The organism is Vogesella amnigena (assembly GCF_042648905.1).
Taxonomy (GTDB): domain Bacteria; phylum Pseudomonadota; class Gammaproteobacteria; order Burkholderiales; family Chromobacteriaceae; genus Vogesella; species Vogesella amnigena.
Genome location: NZ_JBHRYH010000042.1, coordinates 1 through 19,770 on the forward strand (window position 1 = coordinate 1; position 19,770 = coordinate 19,770).

The 19,770-nt window shown below is 50.5% G+C and carries 18 protein-coding genes and 1 pseudogene; 12 read left to right on the plus strand and 7 right to left on the minus strand.

The annotated features are described in order from the left end of the window. Positions 1-315: pseudogene (locus ACFOKJ_RS13445) on the plus strand (hypothetical protein); the annotation flags it as partial. Between the two features lie 30 nt (positions 316-345). Here the strand turns inward: ACFOKJ_RS13445 and ACFOKJ_RS13450 are convergent. Beyond that, positions 346-1,179, minus strand: coding sequence for a hypothetical protein (locus ACFOKJ_RS13450; RefSeq protein ID WP_390280443.1), 834 nt, complete (start codon positions 1,177-1,179; stop codon positions 346-348). A 352-nt stretch (positions 1,180-1,531) separates the two neighbouring features. On the opposite strand from ACFOKJ_RS13450, the gene ACFOKJ_RS13455 reads away from it, so the two are divergent. The 3 genes from ACFOKJ_RS13455 to ACFOKJ_RS13465 all read left to right on the plus strand — a co-directional run bounded on the left by ACFOKJ_RS13455 (position 1,532) and on the right by ACFOKJ_RS13465 (position 4,519). Beyond that, a complete protein-coding gene (locus tag ACFOKJ_RS13455) occupies positions 1,532-1,621 on the plus strand; it encodes an AlpA family phage regulatory protein (RefSeq protein WP_390280523.1) in 90 nt (29 codons plus the stop codon). 503 nt (positions 1,622-2,124) lie between these two features. Then, entirely contained in the window at positions 2,125-2,781 is a 657-nt protein-coding gene (locus ACFOKJ_RS13460) for an inovirus Gp2 family protein (protein WP_390280445.1), read from the plus strand. 538 nt (positions 2,782-3,319) lie between these two features. Further along, entirely contained in the window at positions 3,320-4,519 is a 1,200-nt protein-coding gene (locus ACFOKJ_RS13465; RefSeq protein WP_390280447.1) for a sensor domain-containing phosphodiesterase, read from the plus strand. A 444-nt stretch (positions 4,520-4,963) separates the two neighbouring features. On the opposite strand, the gene ACFOKJ_RS13470 is transcribed toward ACFOKJ_RS13465, so the two are convergent. From ACFOKJ_RS13470 to ACFOKJ_RS13490, 5 genes are all read right to left on the minus strand, one after another. Next, complete coding sequence (locus ACFOKJ_RS13470; RefSeq protein ID WP_174876052.1) at positions 4,964-7,114, minus strand: AAA family ATPase; 2,151 nt, start codon at positions 7,112-7,114, stop codon at positions 4,964-4,966. A gap of 431 nt (positions 7,115-7,545) precedes the next feature. Continuing rightward, positions 7,546-8,265: a hypothetical protein gene (locus ACFOKJ_RS13475; protein ID WP_217450863.1), complete on the minus strand. Its 720-nt coding sequence runs from the start codon at positions 8,263-8,265 to the stop codon at positions 7,546-7,548. A gap of 631 nt (positions 8,266-8,896) precedes the next feature. Further along, the gene (locus ACFOKJ_RS13480; protein WP_390280450.1) at positions 8,897-10,276 is read right to left on the minus strand and encodes a hypothetical protein; all 1,380 of its coding nucleotides are present in this window, start codon (positions 10,274-10,276) and stop codon (positions 8,897-8,899) included. A gap of 505 nt (positions 10,277-10,781) precedes the next feature. Next, complete coding sequence (locus ACFOKJ_RS13485; protein WP_390280452.1) at positions 10,782-11,399, minus strand: hypothetical protein; 618 nt, start codon at positions 11,397-11,399, stop codon at positions 10,782-10,784. Positions 11,400-11,448: 49 nt separating this feature from the next. Continuing rightward, positions 11,449-12,858 carry an ATP-binding protein gene (locus ACFOKJ_RS13490; protein ID WP_390280454.1) on the minus strand — a complete coding sequence of 470 codons (1,410 nt, stop codon included), beginning with the start codon at positions 12,856-12,858 and terminating at the stop codon, positions 11,449-11,451. A gap of 466 nt (positions 12,859-13,324) precedes the next feature. Here ACFOKJ_RS13490 and ACFOKJ_RS13495 point away from each other — a divergent pair, with 466 nt between their 5' ends. From ACFOKJ_RS13495 to ACFOKJ_RS13505, 3 genes are all read left to right on the plus strand, one after another. Next, positions 13,325-14,281, plus strand: a complete 957-nt coding sequence (locus tag ACFOKJ_RS13495; protein WP_390280456.1) for a DUF932 domain-containing protein — start codon at positions 13,325-13,327, stop codon at positions 14,279-14,281. A gap of 96 nt (positions 14,282-14,377) precedes the next feature. Continuing rightward, positions 14,378-15,361, plus strand: a complete 984-nt coding sequence (locus tag ACFOKJ_RS13500; RefSeq protein ID WP_390280458.1) for a YqaJ viral recombinase family nuclease — start codon at positions 14,378-14,380, stop codon at positions 15,359-15,361. After that, the gene (locus tag ACFOKJ_RS13505) at positions 15,358-16,263 is read left to right on the plus strand and encodes a recombination directionality factor (protein ID WP_390280461.1); all 906 of its coding nucleotides are present in this window, start codon (positions 15,358-15,360) and stop codon (positions 16,261-16,263) included. Before ACFOKJ_RS13500 ends, ACFOKJ_RS13505 begins: the two co-directional genes overlap by 4 nt. 162 nt (positions 16,264-16,425) lie before the next feature. On the opposite strand, the gene ACFOKJ_RS13510 is transcribed toward ACFOKJ_RS13505, so the two are convergent. After that, on the minus strand, positions 16,426-16,776 hold the full coding sequence (locus tag ACFOKJ_RS13510) for a helix-turn-helix domain-containing protein (RefSeq protein ID WP_390280463.1): 351 nt from the start codon (positions 16,774-16,776) through the stop codon (positions 16,426-16,428). Between the two features lie 194 nt (positions 16,777-16,970). Here ACFOKJ_RS13510 and ACFOKJ_RS13515 point away from each other — a divergent pair, with 194 nt between their 5' ends. From ACFOKJ_RS13515 to ACFOKJ_RS13535, 5 genes are all read left to right on the plus strand, one after another. Next, positions 16,971-17,321, plus strand: a complete 351-nt coding sequence (locus ACFOKJ_RS13515) for a hypothetical protein (RefSeq protein ID WP_390280465.1) — start codon at positions 16,971-16,973, stop codon at positions 17,319-17,321. A 144-nt stretch (positions 17,322-17,465) separates the two neighbouring features. Beyond that, positions 17,466-17,792, plus strand: coding sequence for a hypothetical protein (locus ACFOKJ_RS13520; RefSeq protein WP_390280467.1), 327 nt, complete (start codon positions 17,466-17,468; stop codon positions 17,790-17,792). A gap of 37 nt (positions 17,793-17,829) precedes the next feature. After that, positions 17,830-18,105 carry a hypothetical protein gene (locus tag ACFOKJ_RS13525; RefSeq protein WP_390280469.1) on the plus strand — a complete coding sequence of 92 codons (276 nt, stop codon included), beginning with the start codon at positions 17,830-17,832 and terminating at the stop codon, positions 18,103-18,105. 87 nt (positions 18,106-18,192) lie between these two features. Next, entirely contained in the window at positions 18,193-19,077 is an 885-nt protein-coding gene (locus tag ACFOKJ_RS13530) for a GTPase family protein (RefSeq protein ID WP_390280471.1), read from the plus strand. 324 nt (positions 19,078-19,401) lie between these two features. Next, positions 19,402-19,710 carry an H-NS histone family protein gene (locus tag ACFOKJ_RS13535; RefSeq protein ID WP_390280473.1) on the plus strand — a complete coding sequence of 103 codons (309 nt, stop codon included), beginning with the start codon at positions 19,402-19,404 and terminating at the stop codon, positions 19,708-19,710. Positions 19,711-19,770 lie beyond the last annotated feature (60 nt).

The following is a 19,770-nucleotide window of genomic DNA, read 5'->3' on the forward strand; positions in this document are numbered from 1 at the left end:
ACCGATGATCTGTTCTTCTGTGAAACGTTTCTTCATGTCCAATCTCCGTGTCATGGTGGATTGGACTCTAAAGTCACGTGCTACTCAATACCGGGGGGACGTCGGCGGGATAGCAATGGGAACGCCAACGATCGGATCCTGGAATTCTTGCCCAAAGGGACAGGCCTGCCCGTGCTCAGTCAGGAAGAGCTGGATGCCATCTCGCACGGGCTGAACACACCTCCACGTGCAGTGTTGAAATTCAAGATGCAGATTGAGGAGTTTGCCGAACCTCTGGATGCCGTTATTGACTCGCGACAGGCCGAGAAGCATTAACCCTGTTGCACTTGGATATTGTGGCTGCCGTTAAAGGTCGCCAAAACCTAAAGACGGATTGTTTATGTAATAATATTCTATTATTTCGCAAAACGCTTCTGGCTGATTTTTGTTGAGTTTTTTCTTTATTCGCTCGAATTTTTCATGTTGTTCTGTTGGAATTTTTACATTCACGCCTACCAGTTTTACTCCCTGATCTAGCATGGCTTGCTGTTTTTTTGATTTTGAACGCTGTTGAGTATAGGATTTTTTTATTGAGTTTATTAGTTCGATTCTATCTCTGTGATCCTTAATAATTAAATCAAATTCATTGCGAATGGCGATAAAGTTATTGCACTCAGGTAAATTATTTTCTGTTTTATTGTCACGTTGTAGTTTTTTTATTGTGAATTTCTTTTTTAGTGCAAAATCTTCTTTGTACCAATTAAATAGCTCGTCCGGAATGGTGTTTTTGTTCCAGGCTGTTTCTATGTTTTCTAATAATGCTAATTTGTGCTCGTGATACATGGGCAGTGAATCAAAGATGGCAAACAAGATATCTTGTTGTCGTGCGTTTGGTGGGGTTTGTATTTCTTTGTTTTCATGAAGTTTAATTAATTTCTTTTTGATAAATTGATATTTTCTGTTATCTGGTCGATGAAAAATGTGCATTGCATTGAAATCTATCATGCCATTGATTAGGTTATCTAGAGTGCCTCGATCTAGTTTAGCTGCTTTAATTTTTATGGATTGCTTGTCAAATTTGTTATAGTCAATCCCGTCTAATAAATTCCTTCTATTCAATATCATCCACAGTAAATACAAAAATCTATTTTGTGAGAGTTGAAACTCAAGTTTTGCATCAAATCCATTTGGATGTCGCATAGTTTTCCAATGCATTTATGACGTTGGAGATATTATTTTCAAGAAAAATGACATTTGAATTTCCTTAGTCAATGTTTCCTTAGGAAATTTCTAAGTTTTGACTTAATTAATACGTTACTCCATTTCGTGTTCAATGGACAGTGCTGCCTTAAGGATAGTGTCTTCGCTATCCCATTCTTTGGCAGAGTGGCTACAACTCTGGCTGAGCTACGATGACATTCATGATAAGCGTTTGTGGAAGTGGGGGTGCTGACTACGAGATGTGATTTTGGAAGTTTTTACTGTGTAGCCCCATGGTTTGGACTAACTGCAGCATGGTGCAATCATGAAAATCATTCGACTCAAGAACGTAATGGAAACCACAGGCTTGGCACGCTCAACGATCTACAAATACATTTCGCTAGATTTGTTTCCAAAGCCGGTTTCTCTGGGGGGGGCGTAGTGTTGGCTGGTTGGATGCAGAAGTGCAGGCCTGGATTGTCAGTAAGGTATGTGAGCGTGATGGTGTGAGTGAATAATGTAGAGAAGCCATGGCCAATGATGACCATGGCTTTTTATCAGAGTTATACATTGCAATGTTTATTGATGGTGCATGCAGAAATTGACTGTGTACATGGCGTAGACCCGCAGGCTGCAGTTTCGGTATATAGTAGTATTAAGGTTTATTAAGGTTTTGTTAGTTATGGTAATTTATTAACTAACAGAAATAGATTAAATATCAAGAACGAAGATAGAGAAACACGGATAGAGAGAAAGTGGATAGGCACAGCACCGTAAGAGTGCTGGGCATGTTGTCACTAGGAGATAAGAGAGGGCCGCAGAGCCCTCTTAGTATTTTGTACAGGATAAACATGGCAGGGGTTTATCCCCATGCCAATGTTCAAGTAGCAATAGTAAAAAATTACAGCACTGATTGACTTTATGTGTCTCACTAAAAGGTCAATCATGAAACGTCATCCACTTAACTCAAGCCTGCATCTTTACAGAGGTCACGTTTACAACGACAAGCCTATCTTGCATGACAAGGGACCGTTCGTTGAAGAATATCTTGAATCTCTTGAATGGGTAATCGAAGCGGCTCTCAGTGACAATCCTCGCGTCTTTGGTTTTCGCGTAGAACTTCGATTTCCAGATCGTATCAACTTGGATAGCAAAGTGTATACGAGTAAAGCTATCACTCGATTTATCGAGTCACTAAAAGCCAAGCTTGCCCATAACCGGCAGCAAGCGATGCGCACGCGTCGCTACGCACATGACACAGCGGTGCGTTACGTGTGGGCCTGTGAGCAGAACGACTCAGTAAATCCACACTGGCATGTGGCGATCCTGCTCAACTGGGATGCCTACAGGTCATTGGGGCGCTTTGAGCTTGGGCGCGACAACATGTACAACCGCCTGGTATCGGCCTGGGCAAGTGCATTGAAGATGACGGAGCATGAAGCGGTAGGGTTGGTTCACATACCGAACAATCCTGCATACGAGCTGCATCGTGATGATCAGGCATCTATCGATGCCTTCTTCCTGCGCGCTAGCTACCTATGCAAGGCGGATACGAAGCAGTACGGCAATGGTCGACACGGCTTCGGGAGTAGTCGTCGATAGCCAGGAGCTAAGTAGAGGGCCACGGGTACGCCCGTGGTCTTTTTTTGGAGTGTGGTGATAACAGAGGGCAAGGGGGCCTGTCTCAATCAAGATTGTTGGTATCAGGAGGGCATGGAAATGGAGCTGGTCGGGGCTCGTGCCGGGGAGGGGAAGTCAAGGAGCGGGGCGTATTGCCAATTGATCCGCCAGATGGGACAAGAGGATGCACTACTTCAAGTGATTGTTGCCCCCGGTACTCGAGAAATGTCGCCGTTCAGTACTTAGTGCTCATATCTGCTCACGGGGAGTGGGAAAGACCAGCATGGCTGCTTTCTCATCGGGAAGGGACGGCTCCCGAATCTTCGCCGCCTGATGACAGCTTCAAGCTGAATGACAGCTGACGGATCAGTGCGCGGCCCTACAGATTTGGGTGTGCCAGTGGCAATTGAATAGCTGGTCATTGGCATGCCCACCCAAAGTGCAGCGAGCTTCTAGTAAATCTCAGTACGGCCATGTCTATAATCAATCGTGTTACGCCATCGACATGATGAGGACTGACATGACCGCCAATCAGCACTCTACCGATGAAACAATCAGGAAAACGCTGCACTCCGTACGCACCCTGCTTGGCATGGAAGTCGCGTTCATCTCCGAGTTCAAGGACGCTCGTCGGATCTTCCGTTACGTCGACAGTGCTGAGGGCAGCGTCCCCAGCGTATGCGTGGGCCATTCAGATCCGCTGGAGGAAAGCTACTGCCAGCGGGTGGTCGATGGTCGCCTGCCAGAGCTGATTCGGGACGCCCAGCAAGTCCCTGAGGCTTTGACCTTGCCAGCAACGACAGTAGTGCCGGTTGGCGCCCATCTAAGTGTTCCCATCCGATTCAGTGATGGGCATATCTATGGCACGTTTTGCTGCTTCTGTACGTCTCCCGACGCTACCCTGAACGACCGCGACATCCGGACCATACGGCTGTTTGCCGAAGTCACCGGCAAGTTGATGGAACAGCAGATTGAGGAAAGCAGTATCCATCAGGCCATCGTGGACCGTCTTCAAGACGTGCTGGACGCAGAGCGCTTTACCATTGTCTACCAGCCAATCATCCATGTTGCCCAGCACCGAATTGTCGGGTACGAGGCACTAACGCGTTTCTCGGCCGAGCCGATACGCTCGCCCGACCTATGGTTTAACGAAGCCGCCGAAGTTGGCCTTCAGGAGTCGTTGGAGTTGGCCGTAATCCGGAAAGCGCTCCAGGGGTTAATCCATTTCCCGGACGGTACCTGCCTGTCGCTCAATGTCTCCCCCTCGACCCTCCTAAAGGGTTCCCTGGATGCAGTGTTGGCAAGTTTTCCCTTGGAACGTTTGATGCTGGAAGTCACAGAGCATGTTTCCGTCGACGATTATTCCTCGATTTCCGCTGCCCTCAAGCCACTGCGGGAGCGTGGCCTGAAGCTGGCGGTAGATGATGCCGGCGCGGGCTATGCTAGCTTTCGCCATATCCTCAAGTTACAGCCGGATGTAATCAAACTTGATGTCAGTTTGATCCGGAAAATCGACAGTGATACCGGGTGCAGGGCTTTGGCAGCGGCACTCATTCGGTTCGCTGAAGAAACGGGCAGTAAGATTGTTGCCGAAGGGGTCGAAACAGTGGCGGAGCTGCACGCCTTACGCGAATTGAAGGTCGCCAAGGTGCAGGGCTACCTGCTCGGATGCCCGGCCTTGATCGATGCCCTGCCATCCAGACCTGCATGGGGTGCGTAGAGATCCTGCTAGGAGATGGCTATTGGAAAACCGCAGAAGACTGACTGGATGTGAGCTGGGCTTGTCTGAAACTCTGTGCAAGCCGGCTATTTCCTATCCGTCAGTACAACGGCTGCTAAGGCCGAACTGCCGCCGACCAAGCTAGTGCATCGTCAGTTGGTCGGCCAAAGCTGGCGTTCAGCTAGATCGGATGGAGAGGCCGGTATCGGGCTGTCAGCTGCCCTGGTGCCAGGTTAGCCTCGGATGTCCGCTTTCCATTGCTGTCTAGGGCAGCTCCCGATCCAAAGTGGAACTAGTCAGCATTGAAAAGCAGACTGTCAGGAACGTGGAAATGTGCGGCCTGCGCGGCTTTCGTGCAGAACCGCTCGACTGCAGAACTATGTGGCCGAGCGCCATGAATACCCGACGTCCCCCCGCTTTCAGTAGCAGGGGGGCGTCGTACCGCTAACACTTTGACATGGCTTTGTAATGGTCTGGATATCCAGCTTTTTCGAAGATCAATCTCAACCCATCTTTGAATGTCTTGTAGTCAAATTCTTTCATGTCAATAATGTTTTGCCCAAGGGAGTGGGACTCCCTATTTATGTATCGGCAAAATGCTTGGAATTTTGCATCTTGAAGTTCAGGCATTTGAAAGACATTGCTTAGGTCTTTCTTACGTACGAAATTGAAAAAATACTCGATGATGTTTCGCATGCAATTCGCGATAAGCGCTGGAGGTTGGTTGTTGTCGTTGATGACCGACCAATATGCTTGGTAGTCATTCTGTATCTCCTCGTACTTCATTTCTTGAATTTCGCTGCCAGAGGGGCGCTTTATTAACCTGAAAAGTTTTTGAGTTTCCTTTCTACGGTCGTGATTGGTTTCGGTCAGCTCGTAAAAAAAATATAGGCTGTGAGTCAATACAATCACTTGGCAGAATCGATCATCTTTAAAGAACAGCATACGAATCAATCTCCCCACGTTAAAGACGAAAACGTGTGACAAACTAGAAATTGGATCATCAATCACTACGATGCGCTGAGTGTGGGTGTCGTCAATACTTGATTTGCCTTTGCAAAGCTCGCAAAAATACAAAAAACTGATTATCATCTTCTCGCCTTCACTGAGAGAGTGAAAAGCGTCATTATTCGCTCCTGTACGCACTACCCGATAGAGACTGTCTGAGTGTTTTTTTACAATGAAATCGGCTATGCCTAAATCTACAAGGCCTGCATTGATTGAATCTACCGCTTCGTCAATGTTCACCGTTTGCTTCTGTATCTCTGCTATCTGTTCCTTAATTCTTGCAAGATCGGCGTCTGTTTTGTCTATTTCAGCATTCAAGGCCTTAAGCTTCTGATTTGCAGCTTGCTGATCTTTTTCAAACCGAGATACTGTTTGGTCGTATTGCCACCGCATCAGCAGCCAAAACTCTTCTTTTAGATTCTCCAGTGATTCTTCGCGGTTTTGCAATTTTTGATTGTATTCATTTGTTATCTTGTTGATGGCTGCAATTTCTGAATTAAAATCTTCTGCCAAACTGGATGTGTCGGCCAAAGTTACAATAACCTTTGGACTTTTAATTTTTTCACCTATTTTTCCGGAATTGGATTGCATGGTCGTGACGAGTAAATGGTACTTACTCAAAAGTGAGCTCTTATGCTCTTGTGCGAATGGGTGATCTGTAAATGCAGCAACCCCAGGCAAAGACTCAATAGCAAATTGGTACTTCTCCTGCATTGTAGTTAACGCATCCAGTTGCACCTGATAGTTTTCATCGAAATACGATCTAACGCTTTCAACGAATTTTTGGGTGATAGTCGCCTCTTGGCAGAATGGGCATTGTGTCCCAGTCTCACCAACACCATTAGTTAGGAATTCAATACCTTGTTTGACCCAATCTGCATTTCCTATCTGCTCAATCAGTGCCGCAACCTCACTGTCAGCATTGCCAAGTATAGACGTGCTGAAAAGTTTATCAGACTCGATATCATGCGCTTCGAATTTAATATCCGACAATAGATCCTGAGAGTTTGCCTCATCACCTTTGAGTGCATCCACATCATTTCGTATTGCTTGTATGTTTCTTGTCGGCTCGAGGGCTGGTTTTGTAATATTTATCAAATGCTCAAACAGTGTTTCTTTTTTCCCCATTAGACCTTTTAGACAGTACTCAAGGACTCGATCTCCACCTGTGTATGTTTTTTTGATACTCCAGACTTCTTCTGTAGCTTGCTGTTTCTGAGTGATTAATGTCTGGTTTGTTTGTTCTTTTTCGTTGTATTTGCACTGAAGCGTCTGCTCTAGTTGCGTTTGCTTTTTCGTTTCTACTGCAATTCTTTGTTCAGCTTCTGTGTTGTTTTTTGAGAGGCTGAAAATTCCTTTTAAGTTGTCAGTGACAAAAAAATTATCTCTTATGAATTTTTGGTTGTAGACTAAAACTGGTGTAGCTTGGGTTAGTGTCTTACTGCAAGAGCTGAATTCTGGATCATCAGGTGAGTAAAGAAAATTAGATATTGTTGATTTTCCCGCGCCGTTTAGGCCGTAGATCAAATTGATCTTTTTGTCGGTAACAAGGCTCGTCGTGTGCTTGTAGCTGGCGACTTTATCCATGCGTATTTCGGTGATCACTTATCTCAACTCCTTACGCTAAGGCGTATAACTTAAAGTAGATGGCATTAATTCTGTTTAAGCTGCAGTGGCACCATATTTTTTGTGGTGGCATCAACCTGTAAGGTTCACCAATAGAGACATCTAGTAGTCACTAAAAATGGTTGCGTGAATAGATGGCGGCTATATTTGGCAAGTGCAATGACATATGGATTGTACCGGCCGTACTCTCGACTGCCACCCTATGAGCATCTCTTGCCTACGGCTGCTTTGAAGTAATTTACCCGACTTCCACTCTTGGCCGATTGCCCCATTTCAATGGAAATTCCACAAAGCCGACGTTCAGATTGTTACGATAATACCGAACGGCAGCTTTATTGGTGAACACCACAATGAGCACTTCCAGCCACTTGCGGTCGCTCGTGATTGACTCTTTATGCCGGATTCAATGCGTCGCACGGCGCAAGAGCTTCGCGCAGCCTGTCCTTCATTGAATTGTTTATATCGATGAACCACTCGGGTTTGAGTTCCGAAGCTGCCGACATCGCTTTGGCCCATTCCGGCATCACGTGCGAGTTCTGAACCGCGGTGCGAATTTCCGCAATAGCGGCTTGCGGATCAACGGTCGCTTGGAAGACTCCTGCGTTGTTCAATGTGTCAAAGATCACGCCACCGATCACCGATTCACACTTCGTGATGATGTTCAATACGTATTTGTCGAAGGCGTGGAACGTCTTGATATTTGCTGGGTTCGTCGCATTGTTTTGGAAGCTTGGTTCCGCGACGGGCATCAGGAAATCACCGTTCACGTGTGCGGCGGATGTAATGTCGTATCCGCGATGGATGATGGCGTTCCTCAGGTACTTAATGTATTCATAGTTCGACTTGCCATCCTGAAACCCAGGGAAGACGAACCGCGCATACAACTCAGTCTCGAAGGATTTTGGCGGCAGCGGCGTCGGTTCGCGCATTAGCTCAGTTGCCGACAACAGGTTCTGGAAATAGGTGCCGTACTGCACGCGCATATCTGTGAGCGCGATCTCGGTGAGTGGCGTGCGAAACGACAAGGCTGCACGCAGCGCGGTCTTCCGTGCCGTCATGTACCAAGTCAATGCGTGAAGCATATCGCGGGTTTCGGGGCTGAGAGTTGTCATTCGCATTCCAGACGGATGTTCATGCTCGTGCATCTTAGTTGTCAGTTGCTAATCCGTATACACACTCAGCATAGTCGATCGGCATGTAAATCATTCGCGCGCGCCAATCGTCCCGGCCATTGACTGCAATGGGGCGAAAGTGAGCGTTCCCCAAGTCAGAAAGCCGCCCTTCGGCTACGGTGCAAGGAAAATGCCCGGTATGTTGCCCTGAACAGACACTCAGAGCTGATGGGGAGGAAGACAGCTTTGGCCGACCAACTGACGATGCGTCAGCTTGGTCGGCAGCAGTTCGGCCAAAGCGGTCGGTGAGTCCTTCAAAGAAACATGGCGGTTCTGCTTACAGACCAGCCATTGCCATTTTTCTTAGACTAGGGCTGCCTGCAACAGTCGTGGCGATTCACTTATTACAACAGCACAAGATTTTCAAAAATATTATTCCCTCAATTTTCATAGATATGATGAACCTCAAGATAGATGTGCTCCGTGCATTGAATTATTACATATGCATGTTCAAGCCAAGCTTAAACGACTCGCTTGAGCTCGGATTAAATTATTAACCTTGCTGATTATACCTATTTCTAGGTATCTTAATTTTTATGCTCCGATCTCAGCTTGGCTGTTTACGCAAAAATTAGCCACACGTTTCTTGCTTCAGATACGTTTGCTTGTGAGCAGTATCCACCTCAACTGCCACAATCAGTGCCCGTCCAGTTTCAAGAAAATCTTTTATTAATCGAGCAAGACTGTCGCTTTGATTTGAACTAGTACCGATCCAGCCACGATTAACCATTGACGCAAATTCAGTATTTGTCAGATATCGTGGTGAATTTTTAAAGGTGATAAGTCTCCCGCCTTGCTTGCCTTTTGGGCCGCTTTCTCCCAGTAAAAACTTCATGTAATCGTTAGTAATGTACATTCCAGCAATGAGCTTTTCCGTCGCAGCCTGCAAACCTTTGTTTGGAACTAGCTTGTACAGAAATCCGTCATGATTAATTCTAAACCCACCATGGCTTGATGTCTTTGTATTTATTTTTATTTTATCATGAAAATCATCTATACGAGCTACCTCCTTATAAAGCTGTTCATCAGGTCTATAATAAAACCCTTCAGTATCATTTTTTTCTTTCATGAGTTTATACTGAACTAAAACAAAAGAATGAAAGCTTTTGTTGTAATAAATTAGATCAACACCTAGCGTGCGCTCTAAGGGGTTTTTATTGGCGTAGACAACTTCTAGGAATCGACTCCCTTGTTCGAAAACTGAAACTCCCATGCAATGCAACGAGGGTTTTTCATTCTCCCAGTTAAATAGATCATGTTGAATCGCAGACTCTTCTTGGATATAACGATCAGGAATGCCCGATAAAAATGAAATTGAACTATCATTAGGAATGTTTAAATCAGCATCCATGGTATGGTCATCGTAATTGCTTACGTTATCAAGTTTTGGCGCCCATGACTTGAGAACATCCTTTCTAAGCTCGTTATGGCCGCTAAAAATATCAAGAGCAGCACCCAAAGCTTCACGTTCCTGAGCGAGGATCTCAGCAGACTCGCCCCTTAGCCTATATTTTGAAACGACGGTTAAAGATATTAGCCTCTCGATTTCATTGGCCATATTTGGCCGGATTTTCATTAAAGCTTGGATAGTCTCCGACCAAGTTTTTTCTGGCAACCTTCCCCCTCTGCCACTTGAACTCTTCATGAAGTGTAATTTTGTATTTTGAGACAGTAAACCCTCAACTTCATGAAGAGGAACGGAGGACAAGTCAACCAAATCGGAGAACTCAACTCGTGACTTTCCAGTCACCACTCGACTGCCTTTTGTGGCGAGCGCTATAAAGTCAATTGTGTGCCCTGTAAAGGAGAGCAGCACGACTTGAATCTGGTTAATTGCCCAATCATGCACGCTTAATGCATCAGAAAATCGATTATTTATTCGCTCTTCACGCAGCAAATAACTTCTATTATTTTCATCAAAGTGAATAATTAGCCCTGCTGTTTTCATCATTTCTATCCTTCTCGATAACCACTAACCGTCAAGTTAACCGGCACTGCGCGGCTTTATCGTGAAGTGTCCAGTGGTCGAAGCTGTCTTTCATTGGTGTTACTCATAGTGGTTGCCTTACAAATAATTCCAGACATACTCAGCCCGGGCATGAATGCCTTTTGCTGCTAAAAAAGGGGAGCGTCGTTTACTTATTAAAATGGTGCTCAACCTCACCCCCTTTGGTCGCTGCACTGCAATTTATTCGCAAGGTTGCGCAGGTCGACCATCGCTGGCTTACACCTTTTTGCAGGGTTCGGCTCCCTCTCTATCCATTGTGGTCTGTCGGGGGGGGGGGGGGGCAGCCAATAGCCAATACGCACGACTTGCATAGGACCGCGTTTTACTAGAAAATAGAAACATCGCTCGTCATTCGACGACAACTGGGCAACTCCTATACCTTCCCAACCAATGGAAGGTGACGGTCGAGGACCTACCCCCTGGGGCAACCTAGGGGGTGGATAGGTCTTCAAGTGGCAACATCACGCTTTGCCTTTTCGAGCTTGTACGCTCTAGCATCTGCCTCTCGCAGCGGTCGAATTCTTTCAATTGCTTCACACGCATACGGATAGTTTGTTGCTTTGAAGCTTCCATTCTTGCCTTCAATATTTTCCCGAATCTTTGCAGTGATTACTGTATTCAACAGCAGTAACAGTTCCCGATCTTCGGATTGCAGTGCCAATCTACCGTAATAATCAAGCAAGCGCATACATTGATCACATCCCGGTGATTTTATATCCCACTGAGTGATGAGATTGATGCCTTCTAAGAAAAACTGGCGGCCCGCCGTTTTTGATGCATCGGCTTGCTGACTTAAAAAGAAGACTTGTTGCTGCTTTGACTGATGAAAAGTGAAGTAAAGAACAACTGCAAGTGATATTGAGCCGGAAAAAGCGGAAGTATGACCTCCAAAAAAATCTCCCAACTGCCCTAACTCAGAAAGATTGTGATCCGCTGAAAAGCTAATCACGAGATTTTGACACCCAGCAACTATCAGACTTACGATCGGAATGACAGCTAAAATTCCGACCACCATAAGTAGCGCGACCATCCAACGGGGCGTTTCTTTGAGAAAATTGTAATGCATGATCTCTTTTTGCTAATATTTTAAATAAGGATGATGAAGAATAAATGGCCTAGACTTTTTTTCCCTTACCTAACACCCATTTAACACGAATGCCGGTTTGTGTTTCATCTTCTCGTGCAATTATCCCTTGATCTCGGAGTCTGCTGAAAATACTGGTGATTTGCTCTGCCGAATCCAATGCCAAGAGATCAAGTGCCTGTCTATTTGTGATTTTCCTATGCTGCTTGATGAAGTTAGTAATAATGGTGGCAAATTCACCCTTTGGTTCTCTATGCAGGGTAACACTCAGACTTACACCGTCTTCAATAAATGAAGGATCGATAAAACCAGCTTTGCGCATGCGTTCAACAACTGTATTTATCCCTTCACCCAAGTCTTTATTCGGGGCGTTTGGATATTTCGAAAGTAGCCTAACAAGCTTTGGGTTTCTAGAAAATCGTGCATCAAGGATATTTTTAGTTGTCACGAAGCCAGGGAGTCGACCTGGGCTACGAAATTCAACGCGATTTCTATAAACACTAATCAAGACATTGTCAGAAACAGCATAGTCTCGATGAAGAACTGAATTTACGAGCACCTCATAGAGCGCCTCGTCAGGATAAGTAGGAGCCGAAAGGCCTTCCATCGACCAGCAGATACATCGACTGATAACCTCTTTGAGCGTAATGAAAGCAAGTTCAATTTGTTGTTTCAGTGGCCCTTCTATGGTATGCCGATCATCGGTGAGGTGGTCCCGCTCTATTTCCTCATGGGAAGAGTCGTAACGCACAATCTTGACTGCACACTGTCGTGGTACCACAGCACTAGGGTTCTCAGAGAATAACAGTGCAGAAGCGATGGTCGGCGCATAGCTTTTCGCATCAATTAGTCGCTCTTGCAATGAAAAAGCCAATGGATCTTTATTGGTGACGCTAAGTGAGGAAAGAAAATTTCTTAGAGGAAGCCCGTCGATTATGGGGTCTGGTGCAACGGTTGTGAGGAGGGTGTCTTCTTCGGAAATAATTCCCTTTGCACGCATTAATTCCTGCACTTTTGCGGCGGGGAGTTTTATATTAGATGCACCTCTACGGATAAGCACATCACCGGATGCTGTCTCATGGACTTTTAGGCTTTTTCTAATAACAATTTCTAGCACATAGTCACGTGTCAATGTGCCATCGCGAAAGAGAAATCGGTGACTGAAATCAATGCCAGGATTGAGCCCCGACAGGGACTGAATGAATCCGTTGTATTCTTCGATGGACTTTTTTCCAACCCAACGCTTTAGTGGGACTTCCTCTTTTGCGATGTCTTCAATACCAATAACCAGAGTTCCTCCTTCAGCATTTGCGAATCCCACTGCAGCGTCTTGAACTTGGCTAGGCTTCATTCTGGCTGATTTTCGATCGAAATAGTCGTTCTCCTGTTGTTGGCAGAGGTCGAGAACTTCCTCATCTCCGATCATCACGATCATGCTCATGTATTTCAGCCTTTCATCTCGTACTCCCCTCCAAGCATTACTCGGCATAGGGATTTGGTTGACAGTCGTTGGCTGTTATCGTAGCACAAATGGCATTTGTCATATAAATTCTGCTTATGACATGTCTTTCGACCTGAACTATGGGTTCCAGCACTGGTCACCAGTCTTGCATACGTCGCTTTTCATGCTCCACTCGTAATCGTCAGCGTCATTGCAGGTCAGCTGTTTTGCCAATAAGGGGGACTGTGCTGCGACTCCGTAATGGCTGTTTTATTCGCGATAACGGTCATACGTCTCTCCGTATGCGAATAGCAACTATGGCCGAATTCCTGTCGGTTCACACGAGAGATTCCAGAAAATTACAGCTACATATCACCTCATCGATACAAGCCGAAGTCTGTGATGACGTTCGGCAATCTCGATCTGCCCCGGCTCTGTTCGGGGCATTGTTCATGGAGAAGGGGATATGTCACATCTGATTGAAACCATGGCCTTTGTCGGTGCCACGCCCTGGCATGGGCTGGGCAATCAACTGACCGAGCAACAACCGCTGGACGTGTGGCAACACGAAGCGGGGATGAACTGGACCATTGAGCAGAGCGATGTGCTGTTCAATGTCGCCAGCGACGGGATGCATATCCGGCTGCATAGTGACGCCAAGGTGCTGTATCGCTCCGATACGCTGGCACCCCTCTCGGTGGTCTCGCCACGTTACAAGGTAGTGCAGCCACACGAGGTACTACATTTCTATAACGACCTGGTGCATGCCGGGGGCTTCGAGCTGGAGACGGCCGGCGTATTGAAGGGCGGGCGCAAGCTGTGGGCGCTGGCCCGCACCGGCCAGGAAACCCTGCTCAAGGGTGGCGACCGGGTCAAAGCCTATTTGCTGTTGGCCACCAGCTGCGATGGCACGCTGTGTACCACCGCGCAGTTCACCTCCATCCGTGTGGTATGCAATAACACGCTGCAGCTGGCAGTCGGCGATAGTCGTGGCGCGGTAAAGGTGCCGCATTCGACAGTGTTCGATCCACGGGCAGTGAAAGAGTCGCTGGGTATTGGGCTCTCGGCATGGGATCGCTTCATTGGCGATATCAAGCTGCTCAGTCGCCGGCCGGTGTCGCCGGAAGAGGCACGCCGTTACTTTGCCGAGGTGCTGGAAGAGCCGCTGCAGGAAGAGGGCGACGATGCGGTCACCTCCCGCGCCATGCAGCAGTTGTCAGTGCTGTATGCCGGCGGCGGCATGGGCTCGCTGCTGTCCAGTAGCCGTAACACCGCTTGGGGGCTGGTCAATGCTGTCACCGAGTATGTCGATCATCGGCGTCGTGCCCGTAGCCAGGACTACCGTCTGGATTCCGCCTGGTTTGGCCAAGGCGCGCAGCTGAAAGACAAGGCGCTGCAGCAGGCAATGCTGTTGCTGGCGTGAAGCGCTGTCGGCTTCCGCTATCTGATTTTACTTTCCCACTATGCAAGGCCCGGCCGGGGTTACCCGCCGGGCCTTATGCCGTTCTGGAGGTGTGTGATGCGAGAACGTTACGGCCAGGCGCTGCGCTTGGCATCCACTTTGGAGCTGTCCCGTCAGCAATGGCTGGCAATTCGTGGTCTGGGCATTGGTTCATCCGATGCGGCATCCGCTGTTGGGCTGTCACCGTACAAGAGCGCGCTGACGCTGTGGCTGGAGAAAACCGGTCGCCGCGAGCCGGAAGACCTGTCCGGCAAACAGGCGGTGCTGTGGGGGACGGTGCTGGAACCGGTGCTGGCCAATGTCTACGCCGAACAAACCGGGCGCCGGGTACGCCGCGTCAACGCGGTACTGCAGCATGCCGAGCACCGACACATGCTGGCCAACCTCGATCGCGAAGTGCGCTGCCCGGAATTGGGGCAAGGCATTCTGGAGATCAAGACCGCCAGCTATCACAGTGCGCCGCAGTGGGAAGAGGGTATTCCTGTCGCCTACCAGTGCCAGGTGTTGCACCAATTGGCCGTCACCGGCTTGCAATGGGCCGACGTGGCGGTGCTGATCGGTGGCCAGGACTTCCGTATTTACCGGGTGGAGCGCGACGACGACAAGATCGCCGACCTGATCGCCCGCGAACGCGACTTCTGGGCACTGGTGCGTTTCGACCAACCGCCACCACCGGATGGCTCCGAGGATGCCGGCCAGGCCCTCAACTGGTTGTTCCCGCGCGATAACGGCACCACCCTCGACCTGTCCGATTCCACCGAAGCCAATGGCCTGTTTCACACCCTGTTGGCGCTGCGGCAGCAGCGCGAAGCGCTAGAGCAGCAGGAAGCCCACACCCGGCAACAGCTGCAGACCGTACTCGGCGATGCCACCGGGGCGGTGTTCGCAGCAGGCCGTATCAGCTGGAAGAAACCCAAGGACCGCGAGCAGCCGGATCTGGAACGGCTGACGGCCGACTATCCCGGCTTGCTGCAGCAGTACCGCAAAGCCGTCAGTGGCAGTCGCCGCTTTGTCATTCACACCGAAAGGAAGTCAGCATGATCAAGGGACTCGCCATCACCCCGCCCGTAATAGGGCGCATCAGCATTGGCAAACTGATCCAGAAGGACAACAAGTGGCTGCCGGAGAAAGACGACAGCTTTACCCTCACCACCCAGGTACAGAACCGCGAAGGCTGGTTGCTACACCCCCTGCATCAGCCACTGGCGGATCAAGCTAGCAACGGCAAGATCCGCGCCATTCCGGTACGGCTGCTGTTCAACAGCAGTGAACTCAACCTGCGTGCCGAGTACAGTGCTTTCGACCGCCAGAGCGGGCGACCGCTGTGTGTCGGCAATGGCGAAACCGCCCGCCGGGCCACTAAGGAAGGCCTGGAAGACGTCAGCTGCCCCGGTCCCGACCGCTGCCCGTTTGGCCAGAGTACTGGCTGCAAGCTGTATGGTCGGCTCAACGTCCAGGTGGACGGGCAGCAGGATGCGCTGGGGACGTTCATCTTTCGCACCACCGGCTACAACTCGGTGCGCACGTTGGCGGCACGGCTCAAATACTTCGAGGCAGTCAGTGGCGGCCTGACCCACTACCTGCCGTTGCTGCTACGGCTGCGCGCCAAAACCACCACCCAGTCGTACCGTACCCCGGTGTATTTCGTCGATCTGACGCTGCGCGACGGTGACGACCTGAGCAAGGTGGTGGCGCAAGCTAGGGCCGACGCCGAACAGGCGTTGGAAGCCGGCATTGATACCGCACAACTGGAAACCGCCGCCAAAGCGCTACTCGGCAATGGCCAGTTTGAGGATACGGTAGAGGAGGTGCCGCAATTGCTGGAAGAGTTCTATCCGGAAACGGAGGCAGAAGGCGAAGGCAGCAAACCGCCAACCCCGACTAGAACGACCCGGCTGACGCGGCAGCTGGGCAAGGCCAGCCAGCCACAGGGGGAACGGTGACTGGCCGACTGGACAGGTTGGCCGCAGACCAGAACGGCATCATCTACAACAGTAAGGAATGCGCGGTGTCTCTCTCCTCCACGCAGTGCATTCTTGCTTACTTGCCTGTCTGTACGTCTCGCCCTCACTGTTCCCCTGCGGTGAGGGCATTTTCTTCGGGCGTCAGTCTGGCCTCTCCAAGCGCTGTACCAGCCTTTCCACCACGTCGATCACCAGCACCCGATCGGCATCACCCAGTGCGCCCAGCAAGCGGCTCAGGTGCTGTGCCTGATCCTGTAGCCGCGGGCTGACTTCATTCAGCAGTTCCGTCACTTCGCAGTCGAAGATGGCCGCCAGTTGCACCAGTCGGGCTACGGTCGGCATCACCGTGCCGCGCTCCATGCGCGATACCGCCTCGTTGCCGATGCCCAGTTGCTCGGCCACCTGTTCCTGTGTCAGTTCCCGCGCCAGGCGCAGGCGAGCAATCGCCTTGCCGATCACCTTGGCCAGGGCTTTCTCATCGATCTGTGGCATTACATTCTCCATGTCAACTTAAATGGTGGATGCTCAACCGATTGACATGAAGTGCTTTTAAAGTTGAAACTCATCGAAATTGGTTGTTGTTGATTGGATGAGGACCACGACGGCTACCTGATTTGGCCGTCAATTTTGTGATGCGGGTTTTGCGGCACGCTGCCGCACGACCCATTGAGATAAGGGAGAGCAGTATGAAGAAAGTCGTAATCATGACCGTCTTGGGCCTGGTGCTGGCAGAGACGGCGCAGGCCGCCCCCGGCGTTGGTGCGTGTCTGGCACCGAAGAGCAAGGTGGGCAGTGATGGCCGGTTGCAGTTCCCGAAACCGGTGTACCTGTATGCCACGCCGGATCGCCAGGCGAACAAGCAACTGCTGAAGGTGTTCTCGCCGGTCAGCGTTACCGCGGTGGCGAAAGGGGGCTGGGTGCAGCTGGCGACGGTACCCGATTACAGCCAGGCGGACCCGAATGCCGGCGCCGGCAAGGTCATTGGCTGGGCGCTGACGAGCGACTTCTCCGCCCAGTCGCCACGCAACTGCGCCTGATGCGTTAGCCGCGTGCGATGACGGTCTCGTCGCCGATTCATGTCCTGTTGCCAGGTAGGCGTCGTGAGCCTGTAGTCCTTTCTCGCGGCCAGTAACAACCGGCGGGGCCTGATCGCTCCGCCTTTCATTGTCAGAGGGTTTCATATGCAAGCACGCACTCTTAAGCAGCTGCTGATTTGCTTCACCATCTTCCTGCTGCTCACCGTGATGGCGGTGTTCTCGTCATCGATCTATCTCGGCTTCTTTGGCTATGTCGCCATGCTGATCGTCGGTACCACGACCACCACCATTGGCGTGGTGGTTGGCGATGCCATTCGCCGCTTTGCCATGCCTGACCTGGTGTTGGCCGCCGATGGGGTGGATCTGCTGCGCAAGAAAGTGTTCTGGCTGGTTGGCCCACAAGCCATCGGCTGGTTCGTCGGCTACATCGCCTTCAAGGGCGTGATGGGCAAACTAGGCTTTTACCTCTAAGCCGCTGGGTGGCGTGCATCCAGCAGGGAGCAATACCATGACCAAAACCATGCTGTGGGGGCTGCTGGCTGTGCTGCTAGCTGCCTGCTCAGGGGGTAACGAGTACAGCAGCGAGGCCAAGAATGGCTTCCTGCGCAGCTGCATCGCCCGGAACTCCCCTGTGTTCTGTGAGTGCGGTCTGGGGCAACTGCAGAAGGAATACACCGAACAGGAGTTCGTTGCACAGGAGGAAGCGGCAAAAGCGAATCAACGCTTCTCTGATCGCATGCAGCAGAGCTTTATCCGTATCCGGCAGCAGTGCCCGCAAACCTGACGCCCCACATTCCACCTCACACGCCACCTGTACCCCAGGTGGCGTTTTTTATGCCGGTACGCCGGCGAAAGGAATCCTATGCCATCCGTGAACCAACACGATGTGCCAGCACAACTGCCGGAAGACATCACCGCGCTGCTGGCCAGTGCCGGCATTCGCCTGACCCTGGATGAACTGCAGCAGCTGCGTGACCGCCTGCATGCGGTGGTCAACTATCACGCGACCATCGGCGTCATGGGCAAAACCGGGGCTGGCAAGTCCAGCCTGTGTAATGCGCTGTTTGGCCGAGAGGTGGCCGAAGTCAGCGCAGTGGAGGCCTGTACCCGCAGCCCACAGGAAATCGACTGGTCGATCCAGCACGGCAAAGGTCTGTCTCTGATCGACATGCCCGGCGTCGGCGAGAGCGGCAGTCGCCACGATGAATACAGCGCGCTGTATCGCCGGCTGTTGCCGGAGCTGGATCTGGTGCTGTGGGTGATCAAGGGTGATGACCGGGCACTGAGCATCGACGAACAGTTCTACCAGCAGGTACTGCTGCCGGAACTGTGGGATCGCGCCATTCCGGTGGTACTGGTGGTCAGCCAGGTCGACAAGATCGAACCGTGCCGTGAATGGGACTGGGTGAAGAACCATCCAGGCCCCTGTCAGCGGCAGAACATTGAGGCCAAGGTGGCGCAGGTGTGCCGGGTGTTCAAACTGCCATCCAGCCAGGTCTGTGCCATCGCAGCGGAGGAGGGCTATGGCCTGGTGGCGCTGGTAGAGAAAATCGTCACCATCCTGCCGGCCGAAAAAAAGTGGAGCTTTACCCGTGAAGCCCGCCAGGAGACGGTGTCGGAATGTGCCTGGCGCTCGGCCAGTCAGGGGCTGTGGGACACGCTGACCTCGGCAGTGATGGCCATTGCCCGTGACAGCTGGGCGTTCGTCAGCAGCAAACTGTCCGCCTTGGCGGGCAGGCTGTTTAGCTGGTGGTAGGGCATAAAACATCCCGGTGGTGGTCGGGATGTTTTTTTTGTACCGGGTTGGTGTTTCAGGGGCATCGAATACGTTTGCAGACCAACTCGGTGGCGACCCGTGAGGCCGATGCCTTCGCTTTCCATTTAATATCGGCAGGACAACACAGATAAACTCCAGGCGACAGTTTCGCAGGGTGTGCCTAGTGAAATGTGTGCCGCGCTGGTATGGCGGGAACGATTCCCGTAATATCGGCGCATTAAACTGCCACCTAACTCATTACTGACTCAGCTGAGAGAAAGGTTGGCAATGATGTTGACCATACCAATGAATAAAGGGGGTTATATGGATCTGCAATCACTATCCATGTCGGAGCTGTACGCACTGCGTGACCAAGTGGAAGCCGAGGTAGTACGTAAACAATCGGCCGAAAAAACCGAAGCCCTGAAAAAAGTGCAGGCGCTGATGGCGCAATATGGTCTGAGTGCTGACGACCTGGCTAAAAAGGCCACTACTGTACGTAAGCCGGTAGAAGCCAAATACCAGAACCCGGCAGATCCGTCGCAGACCTGGACCGGTCGTGGCCGCAAGCCGCTGTGGGTACAGGCCTACCTGGATAACGGTGGTGCGCTGGAACAACTGGCTGTGGCCTAATCACCCCGGCACAACATAAAAGCCCTGCAATATTGCAGGGCTTTTTGTTTGGCAGTTGAT

Excerpts from the sequence above, each read along its gene's own strand:
- ACFOKJ_RS13450 (WP_390280443.1), bottom strand. The coding sequence starts at position 1,179 with ATGCGACATCCAAATGGATTTGATGCAAAACTTGAGTTTCAACTCTCA.
- ACFOKJ_RS13455 (WP_390280523.1), top strand. The coding sequence starts at position 1,532 with ATGGAAACCACAGGCTTGGCACGCTCAACGATCTACAAATACATTTCG.
- ACFOKJ_RS13460 (WP_390280445.1), top strand. The coding sequence starts at position 2,125 with ATGAAACGTCATCCACTTAACTCAAGCCTGCATCTTTACAGAGGTCAC.
- ACFOKJ_RS13465 (WP_390280447.1), top strand. The coding sequence starts at position 3,320 with ATGACCGCCAATCAGCACTCTACCGATGAAACAATCAGGAAAACGCTG.
- ACFOKJ_RS13470 (WP_174876052.1), bottom strand. The coding sequence starts at position 7,114 with ATGGATAAAGTCGCCAGCTACAAGCACACGACGAGCCTTGTTACCGAC.
- ACFOKJ_RS13475 (WP_217450863.1), bottom strand. The coding sequence starts at position 8,265 with ATGACAACTCTCAGCCCCGAAACCCGCGATATGCTTCACGCATTGACT.
- ACFOKJ_RS13480 (WP_390280450.1), bottom strand. The coding sequence starts at position 10,276 with ATGATGAAAACAGCAGGGCTAATTATTCACTTTGATGAAAATAATAGA.
- ACFOKJ_RS13485 (WP_390280452.1), bottom strand. The coding sequence starts at position 11,399 with ATGCATTACAATTTTCTCAAAGAAACGCCCCGTTGGATGGTCGCGCTA.
- ACFOKJ_RS13490 (WP_390280454.1), bottom strand. The coding sequence starts at position 12,858 with ATGAGCATGATCGTGATGATCGGAGATGAGGAAGTTCTCGACCTCTGC.
- ACFOKJ_RS13495 (WP_390280456.1), top strand. The coding sequence starts at position 13,325 with ATGTCACATCTGATTGAAACCATGGCCTTTGTCGGTGCCACGCCCTGG.
- ACFOKJ_RS13500 (WP_390280458.1), top strand. The coding sequence starts at position 14,378 with ATGCGAGAACGTTACGGCCAGGCGCTGCGCTTGGCATCCACTTTGGAG.
- ACFOKJ_RS13505 (WP_390280461.1), top strand. The coding sequence starts at position 15,358 with ATGATCAAGGGACTCGCCATCACCCCGCCCGTAATAGGGCGCATCAGC.
- ACFOKJ_RS13510 (WP_390280463.1), bottom strand. The coding sequence starts at position 16,776 with ATGCCACAGATCGATGAGAAAGCCCTGGCCAAGGTGATCGGCAAGGCG.
- ACFOKJ_RS13515 (WP_390280465.1), top strand. The coding sequence starts at position 16,971 with ATGAAGAAAGTCGTAATCATGACCGTCTTGGGCCTGGTGCTGGCAGAG.
- ACFOKJ_RS13520 (WP_390280467.1), top strand. The coding sequence starts at position 17,466 with ATGCAAGCACGCACTCTTAAGCAGCTGCTGATTTGCTTCACCATCTTC.
- ACFOKJ_RS13525 (WP_390280469.1), top strand. The coding sequence starts at position 17,830 with ATGACCAAAACCATGCTGTGGGGGCTGCTGGCTGTGCTGCTAGCTGCC.
- ACFOKJ_RS13535 (WP_390280473.1), top strand. The coding sequence starts at position 19,402 with ATGGATCTGCAATCACTATCCATGTCGGAGCTGTACGCACTGCGTGAC.